The sequence below is a fragment of the Streptomyces sp. NPDC057654 genome (genome assembly GCF_042800135.1).
In the GTDB taxonomy this organism is placed as follows: Bacteria; Actinomycetota; Actinomycetes; order Streptomycetales; family Streptomycetaceae; genus Streptomyces.
Map to the genome: position 1 here is coordinate 1 of NZ_JBHVHQ010000397.1, position 7544 is coordinate 7544.

6 protein-coding genes are annotated in these 7544 nt (G+C 71.6%); 1 reads left to right on the top strand and 5 read right to left on the bottom strand.

What is annotated here, in order from left to right:
* Positions 1–48: 48 nt before the first annotated feature.
* The 5 genes from ACFU99_RS25650 to ACFU99_RS25670 all read right to left on the bottom strand — a co-directional run bounded on the left by ACFU99_RS25650 (position 49) and on the right by ACFU99_RS25670 (position 6341).
* Entirely contained in the window at positions 49–2127 is a 2079-nt protein-coding gene (locus ACFU99_RS25650; protein ID WP_384395871.1) for an ATP-binding protein, read from the bottom strand.
* A 192-nt stretch (positions 2128–2319) separates the two neighbouring features.
* Positions 2320–3738: an MFS transporter gene (locus ACFU99_RS25655; RefSeq protein ID WP_384395873.1), complete on the bottom strand. Its 1419-nt coding sequence runs from the start codon at positions 3736–3738 to the stop codon at positions 2320–2322.
* Between the two features lie 110 nt (positions 3739–3848).
* On the bottom strand, positions 3849–4589 hold the full coding sequence (locus tag ACFU99_RS25660) for an SDR family NAD(P)-dependent oxidoreductase (protein WP_384395876.1): 741 nt from the start codon (positions 4587–4589) through the stop codon (positions 3849–3851).
* 359 nt (positions 4590–4948) lie between these two features.
* Positions 4949–5614, bottom strand: a complete 666-nt coding sequence (locus tag ACFU99_RS25665; protein WP_384395879.1) for a GntR family transcriptional regulator — start codon at positions 5612–5614, stop codon at positions 4949–4951.
* A gap of 7 nt (positions 5615–5621) precedes the next feature.
* On the bottom strand, positions 5622–6341 hold the full coding sequence (locus tag ACFU99_RS25670) for a VOC family protein (RefSeq protein ID WP_384395882.1): 720 nt from the start codon (positions 6339–6341) through the stop codon (positions 5622–5624).
* A 186-nt stretch (positions 6342–6527) separates the two neighbouring features.
* Between ACFU99_RS25670 and ACFU99_RS25675 the strand changes: the two genes are divergently transcribed.
* Positions 6528–7544 (top strand): thiamine pyrophosphate-dependent dehydrogenase E1 component subunit alpha (locus ACFU99_RS25675; RefSeq protein ID WP_384395885.1); only part of this gene is annotated, 1017 nt, incomplete at its 3' end.

Consider the following 7544-nt stretch of genomic DNA (forward strand, 5'->3'; position numbering starts at 1 on the left):
GCCCCCTCCCGGTCGGGAACGCCCCTCCCGGTCAGGAGCCGCCTCCGCTCAGCGCGCCTCGTGCGCTTCGAGCGCGGCCAGCAGCAGCGCCTCGGTGGACTTCGACTGCGCCTGCCGCAGCCGCTCGTCGTAGGCCGCGCCGCCCAGAAGCTCCCGGGCCCGGGCCCGGGTCTGCTCGCACAGCGGGAGCACCTCGGGCGTACCGCGCCGGAGCAGGCCGACGGCGCGCCAGAACTGGTTGCCCGCCCCGATCGCGACGACCGCGCGCTCGGGGTCGCCCTGCGCGGACCAGCTGGCGGCCAGCAGGTCGAGGCCCATCGCGATGCCGAACTGGTCGCCGATCCGCCGCTTCGATTCGAGCATGTCACGGGCGTGCAGGCTCGCGTCGTCAGGACGCTCCTCGAACAAGGCGATCAGGGCGAGCTGGTAGTCCACATAGGAGCGGGTCCAGTACTCGCGCAGCCGCACGCAGAGCTCACGCAGCGCCTCCGCCTCGTACCGGGCCTCCTTGAGGCGGCCGGCGCCGGTGAGCGCGAAGACGCGGACGAGCCGGCACAGCACCAGGCCGAACGTGGGGTCGTTCTCCCGCTCGCCGTCATCCCGCTCATCGTCATCCCGCTCGCCGCCGTCGCGCCGCGCCGGGACTGTGCCGCGCGTCGCCTCGTCGGCGCTGTTCAGCGCCTGTACGGGCAGGCCGTCCAGCAGCGCGGCCAGCCCCTGGAGGTAGACGGCCTGCCGTGCGACGTCATCGTCCCCGGCCCCGAGCTTCTCCGCCAGACTCTCGTCCGCGAGCCCGCGCCCCTGTTCGTGCTCTCCCCGCAGGATCCGGGTCAGGCCCAGGGCCCACAGCCCGCGCGCCCGGCGGGTGCCGCGCTCGGGGATCTCGCGCAGCGCCAGCTCTCCGTGGAGGGCGACCTCGTGCAGGTGGCCGGAACAGACCCAGAAGAAAGCGATGTCCGCCACCAGGTCGAGCGCCGCCGCGTCCCTCTCGTCCAGCAGGAACCGCAGTGCGGCGCACATGTCGTGGTAGAGGTCGCGGATACGGGCGTACCAGTACTGCTGTCCGGGGCCCAGCCATTCCTCGTTCGCCCGGCGGGCCGTCCCCGCCATCACTGCGGCGTGCCGGGCGGCGACGGGCCGTACCTCGCCGAGCTCCCGCAGCCACATGCGTCCGTACGCGCGTACCGAGTCCAGCATGCGGTAGCGTCCGCCGTCCGCGGTGACCACGGACTTGCGTACGAGCCCGGTGAGCGCGTCGCGCAGGGTCTCCGCCGTCAGCGGGCCTCCGGCACACACCAGCTGCGCGAGCTCGGCGTCGAACGTCTCGGGGAACACCGAGAGCCGTGCCCACAGCAGGCGCTCCGCCGGGCGGCACAGTTCATGGCTCCAGCCCACCGCCGTACGCAGGGCCCGGTGCCACGGCGGACGCAGCTCCGGCCGGTCCGTCGCGTCCAGCGCCTGCTCGGCCAGTTCCCAGGTCTGCTCCAGCGTCCAGTGGCGCAGCAGGCCGGCGGTCAGCTCCAGGGCGAGGGGCACTCCCTCCAGGTGGGCGCAGAGACGTTTGACCAGCAGGCGGTCCGTCGTCCCGTCCCGCAAAGGGTGCCCGAGGTCGGCCGCCCGCTTCTCGAAGAGGGTGACCGCGGCCGTTGTCGGTGGCAGCGGCCCCAGTTCGAGAATCGTTTCCCTCGCTGTGCCCAGGGGCTCCCGGCTGGTGGCGAGCACGGTCAGCCGGGGGCAGGCGGCCAGCAGCTCGCCGGCCATCGAGCGGCAGGCGTCCACGAGATGCTCACAGGAGTCCAGGACGAGCAGCACGCGGCGGTCGCCGATCCAGTCGCACACCGCGTCCACCGGCATCCTCGGCGTGTGGTCCGACAGATCCAGCGCGTCCGCCACGACGGCGGTCAGCAGCCCGCTTCCCTGCAACGGCCACAGATCGGCCCAGCACACGGCGCTGAACCCCGCCCAGTCGCCTTCCCAGGCGCTCCGGAGCGCCAACCGGGATTTCCCCATTCCGGCTCCGCCCGTGAGCGTCACGAGGCCCGGTTCGCCGAGGGCCTCGGCCAGTTCTCGCAGTTCCAGGGTCCGGCCGACGAAGGACGTGTTCTCGTTCGGAAGGGTATTCAGCACGAGAACGAGTCTGCTTGTGAGCCTTCGCCCTGTCCCCGCCTCCTGGGAATCCGGTGGGGGTTCGGCCTGGCATGTCACCCCTTCGAGGGTGTCGGGGAATCCCCGGCCGGCCGGGCGGGAAGCTTCGCCGTACGGCCCGGCCGGGGCCCCGTATACCGGTTTCTACAGCTCGTCACAGCTCCCTACAGCTCCCTACAGCGGTACGTCCTCGGGCGCGCGGACCGGGGCGGGCGCGGTGGCGTCCGTACGCTCCGTACGCTCCGTACGGTCGGTCACCGCGGGCGCGGTCTCGCGGAGGACCCAGGCGCAGCCGAAGGTGATCAGGCCCATCAGGGCGAGGAAGCCGGAGACCGAGGCGGAGGAGCCGGTGGCCGCGAGCAGCCCGGTCATCACGAACGGGGTGGCGCCGCTGACCAGGATGGCGGCGAGCTGGTAGGCCAGCGAGGCGCCGGAGTAGCGGATGCGGGCGTCGAACAGCTCGGCGAGATAGGCGGCCAGCGGCCCGTAGGTGAGACCGGAGCCGATCAGTCCGACGGTGCTGGCGACGGCGATCAGCGGCAAAGAAGCCGTGTCGACCAGCCAGAACAGCGGGAAGGCCCACAGCACGACCAGCCCGGAGCCCACCAGGATGAGCGGCCTGCGGCCGACCCGGTCGGAGAGATGGCCGCTGAAGAGCACGACGAGCACCATCACTCCGGCGGCGACGAGCGTGGTGATGAGGAGGGGGCCGCGTTCGACGCCGAGGGTGCGGTTGGCGTAGTCGAGCAGCCCCGATACGCACGCGTGGAAGATCGCGTTGGTCGCGAACAGCAGGCCGCAGCCCAGCAGCACGGGGCGCTTGTGGTGGCGCAGCACCTCGCGCAGCGGCGCCTGGGCGATCTTCTCGGTGGACCGCTCCGCGCGCTTCTCCAGCTCGCGGAACTCCGGGGTGTCCTCGACGCGCAGCTGGATGAAGAGCACCACGGGCGCGAGCAGGGCGCTGGCCAGGAAGGGGATGCGCCAGCCCCAGGAGTGGAAGAACCCCTCGCTGGTCGTCGCGGTCACGATGAGGAAGACGACGTTGCCGAGGATGACGCCCAGCGGCACGCCCATCTGCCCGAAGGTCCCGGCGAGGCCCTTGCGGCGGGGCGGCGCGCTCTCCGTCAGCAGCAGCACGATGCCGCCCCACTGGCCGCCGACGGCGATGCCCTGGAGGAAGCGCAGCAGCACGAGCAGGATCGGGGCGGCGACGCCGATGGTCTGGCTGGTGGGGAGAAGGCCGATGAGGAACGTCGAGGAGCCCATGATGATCAGGCAGATCACCACGGCGGGCTTGCGGCCGATGCGGTCGCCGATGTGTCCGAAGACCAGTCCGCCGATGGGGCGGGCCACGAAGCCCGCCCAGAAGGTGCCGAAGGAGAGCAGCACGCCGGTGAGCGGGGAGGCGCCGGGGAAGAAGAGGTCGCCGAAGACGAGGGCCGCGGCCGTGGCGAAGATGAAGAAGTCGTACCACTCGATGGAGCTGGCGATCATGCCTGCCGCGAGCATCTTGCGCTGCGGGACGGCGGCGGCGTCCGCGGCGGCTGCCGTGCCGGTTCCGACTGCTGCGCCGGGCTGGGGGTGTTCGGACATCGGGTCCTCCGCGGGTGGGTCAGGGCTCGCCGGTACTGGGGGCTGTGGGGCGGTGGATGAGGCGGTGAATGGGGTGGTGAATGGGGTGGTGAATGGGGTGGTGAATGGGGTCAACCGCCCATGTGGAGGCCGCCGTTGACATGGATCACCTCGCCGTGCACGAAGGACGCGCCCGGCCCGCACAGGAAGGCGACGACGGAGGCGACCTCGGCGGCGGTGCCGTAGCGGCCCAGCGGGGTGGAGCGCAGCAGATGGGCGCCGCCCTCGGCGACGAGGTCCGCGGTCATCGAGGTGGCGATGATCCCCGGCGAGACCGCGTTGACGCGCACGCCGGGCGCGGTCTCCCAGGCGAGGCTGCGCAGGAAGGAGAGCAGCCCGCCCTTGGACGCGGCGTAGTGCGCGTGGTGGCGGCTGCCGCGGTGGCCCGCCATGGAGGTCAGGCCGACGACGGAACCGCCCTCCCGCAGGTGCGGCAGCGCGGCGCGGGTCAGGTAGAAGGCGCCGTCGAGGTTGACGGACAGGGCGGTGCGCCACTGGGCGTCGGTCATCTCGGCGATGTTCTGCTCGGGGTAGACGCCGGCGGCGAGCACCAGGTGGTCGATGGAGCCGAAGCGGTCGGCGGCGAGGGCGGCCAGCGCCTCGTTGCTCCCGGCCGACGCGGCGTCCAGCTCCTGTACGGCGATGCGGGCGCCCGCCGGGTCGAGCCGCTGCCGCATCCGCTCCAGCGCGTCGGTGTCGCGGTCGCCGAGCACCAGGTTGGCGCCCTGCTGCCAGAAGATGTCGACGATCTCGCGGGCGATGCCGCCTGCCGCACCGGACAGGACCAGGGTGCGCTCGTGGAAGTCGGTCACAGGGTTCCTTCGCTCAGGGTATGCGCGGGGGCATGGCCGCGCCGGTGCTGCGGCTGGGCATGCGGGGGTGGTGAGGGGGAGTGAGATGAGGCCGGTGGGGTGACACGGGACGCCTGATGCGGCGCGGGGCGCGCGGCGCGGACCGGCCTGGCGGCGCCGTGGTACGGGGCTCACATTGGCACCCGATGGATCCACGTTCAAGACTACGTAATGTGATCGTAATCTCTAGGGGTGTGGCTGTGCCCATCAGTGAAGTTTGGGCAGGGCGGTTCTTCCGCGATGGATCCATCGCTACCCATTGCGGAAGGGGGCGGCGCGGCCGTGCTCGTACGGCGCTTCGCCGGGCCTCGGCGCCGGCGTCAGCCGGTGAAGAGCTCCGGGTGCCGGGCCAGCGCCAGCCGGGTGCGGCGGATGTGGCCCGCGAGGAAGCGCTCGGCGTCCGTCGGGTCGCCGCGCTTGACGGCCTCGATGATCAGCCGGTGCTCGTAGTTGACGAGCTCCCGGCCGCCGGGGTCGACGAGGTGGGAGTAGGCGCGCCGGTAGTGCTGGGTGGTGTTCCAGAAGCGCCGGACCATCGCGCTGAGCTGCTCGTCGCGGCAGCCGGAGTACGTGATCAGGTGCAGCTCGCGGTCGAGGCTCAGGAACCGGTCGACGTCGCGGTTCGCCTCGATCTCGCGCTGGATGCCGTCCAGCCGCGCCAGGTCGTCGGTGGTGAGGTTGGGCAGGCTCTCGGACAGCGCGAGCGGCTCCAGCCGTTCCCTGATCTTGTACGTGGCCTCGCACTCGGCGAGATCCATCTTGGAGACCCAGGCCCCGCTGTTGGCCTTGAGCACCACCAGCCCCTCGGCCCCCAGAATGCGCAGGGCCTCGCGCACCGGCAGCCGGCTGGAGCCGAGCGCCCCGGCGATCTCCTCCTGCATGATCCTGGCCCCGGGCAGCAGTTCCCCGGCCAGGATCTGCCGGCGGAGGTGGTCGGCGACGCGCTGGCTCGCTACGGACGACGGACCGTCGGACCCCTGCGGCATGGTGTTCCTATCGTGGCGGCTGACCGGACGTCTCAGGTTGCCACAGCAGAACGGGAGCGTCGGCCTCGTACGCCTTTCCGCCCGGATAGGAGACCAGCTCCAGCTGCATCCCCCAGGGGGTGAGGAAGTAGACCCAGCGCTGCCCCGCGCTCGGGCCGGAGCTGGCGGTGGGCTCGCCGAGGATCCGTACGCCGTGGGAGCGCAGGTGGGCGACGGCGGCGTCCAGGTCGGTGACGTGGAAGGCGAGGTGGTGGCCGCCGACGTCGCTGTTGCGGGGAGGCACCGGGTGCTGGTCGGGGGACTCGTACTCGAACACCTCGAAGTTGGGGCCGTTCGCGCAGCGGAAGAAGGCGAGGCGGCGCATCACGGCCCGGGGGTGGACGTTCAGATGGTCGGTCATCCAGGTGCCGTCGGACTGGAACGGGCCGAGGGTGTAGACGAGTTCGCAGCCGATGACCTCGGTGAAGAAGCGGGTGGCCGCGTCAAGGCTGGGCACGGTGAAGCCGATGTGCTCGACCCCGGAGAGGCCGGGGAGGCCGGAGGGACTGGGGAGGTCGGAAGTGCTGGAGGGGCGGGGGAGGTCGGAGGTGCTGGAGGGACTGGAGGGGCCACGGGCGGATGCGTCGCCGGGGCCGGGGCTGGGGCCAGGGCCGGGGTGCTCACGGGTGCCGGGATGTTCAGAGGTGTCGGGCGCGTGCTGCTGACGGCGCGGTTCGGGGCTGCTCACGGTGGGCTTCCTTCTCCATTGATGGATCCACTCGACTTTCGCACCAAGCCTTGCCGCTCGACCATCCCCAGTCAATGGCCGTTTTGTGAGTCCATAAATAACGGATAGGTAACTCAATCTTGTTATTGGATCCATTCGCTGCGACGGTGAGGAAGAACAGCGCCGCCCTCTGCCTTGGAGACGTCCGTGCCCACACACCGGAAGCTCAGCCCGGCCTCCCCCTGGATCGAGGTCGCCACCACGAAAAAGGACTGGGACGCGGCCGAACCGGCGCTGCTGACCTCGATGTTCGCCCAGACCCTGCTGATCAGAACGTTCGAGGAGTACGTACTCCAACTCGCCTCGCAGGGCCTGGTGCACGGCCCGGCCCACTCCAGCATCGGCCAGGAGGGCGGCGCCGTCGGCTCCGTACTCGCCCTCACCGGCGCCGACTTCGTCAACGGCTCACACCGTGGCCACCACCAGTTCCTCGCCAAGGCGCTCGGCTATGTCGCGCCCGGCGGCATCGACCCGCTCGCCCCCGTCACCGACGAGGTCCGTACGGTCCTGGCGCGCAGCCTCGCCGAGATCTGCGGCCTGGCCGACGGCTACTGTCGCGGCCGCGGTGGATCCATGCACCTCCAGTGGCGCGAGGCCGGGGCGATGGGCACCAACGCCATCGTCGGCGGCGGCGTGCCGCAGGCCGCGGGCTTCGCCTGGTCGGCGCGGCACGGCGGTACGGGCGCGGTCTCCGTGTCGTACTTCGGCGACGGCGCCGTCAACATCGGCTCCGTACTGGAGACCATGAACCTCGCCGGGGCCTGGCGGCTGCCGGTCTGCTTCTTCGTCGAGAACAACCGGTACGCGGTGTCCACACACGTCGAGGAGGTCACGGCCGAACCCCGGCTGTCCGCGCGCGGCGGCGGCTTCGGCATCCCCAGCTGGCGCGTCGACGGCATGGATCCACTGGCCGTGTACCTGGCGACCAGCGAGGCCGTCGCCCTGATGCGCGCGGGCGAGGGGCCCACCGTCATCGAGGCGGACGTCTACCGCTACTTCCACCAGAACGGCCCGTTCCCCGGCAGCGCCTTCGGCTACCGCACCAAGGAAGAGGAGCGGCGGTGGCGCGACCGCGACCCGCTCGCGCTGCTCGCCGGGCACCTGGAGCGCCGCTCCCTCCTCACCGCCGGGCAGATCGCCGACGCCACCGCCCGCGCCAAGGAC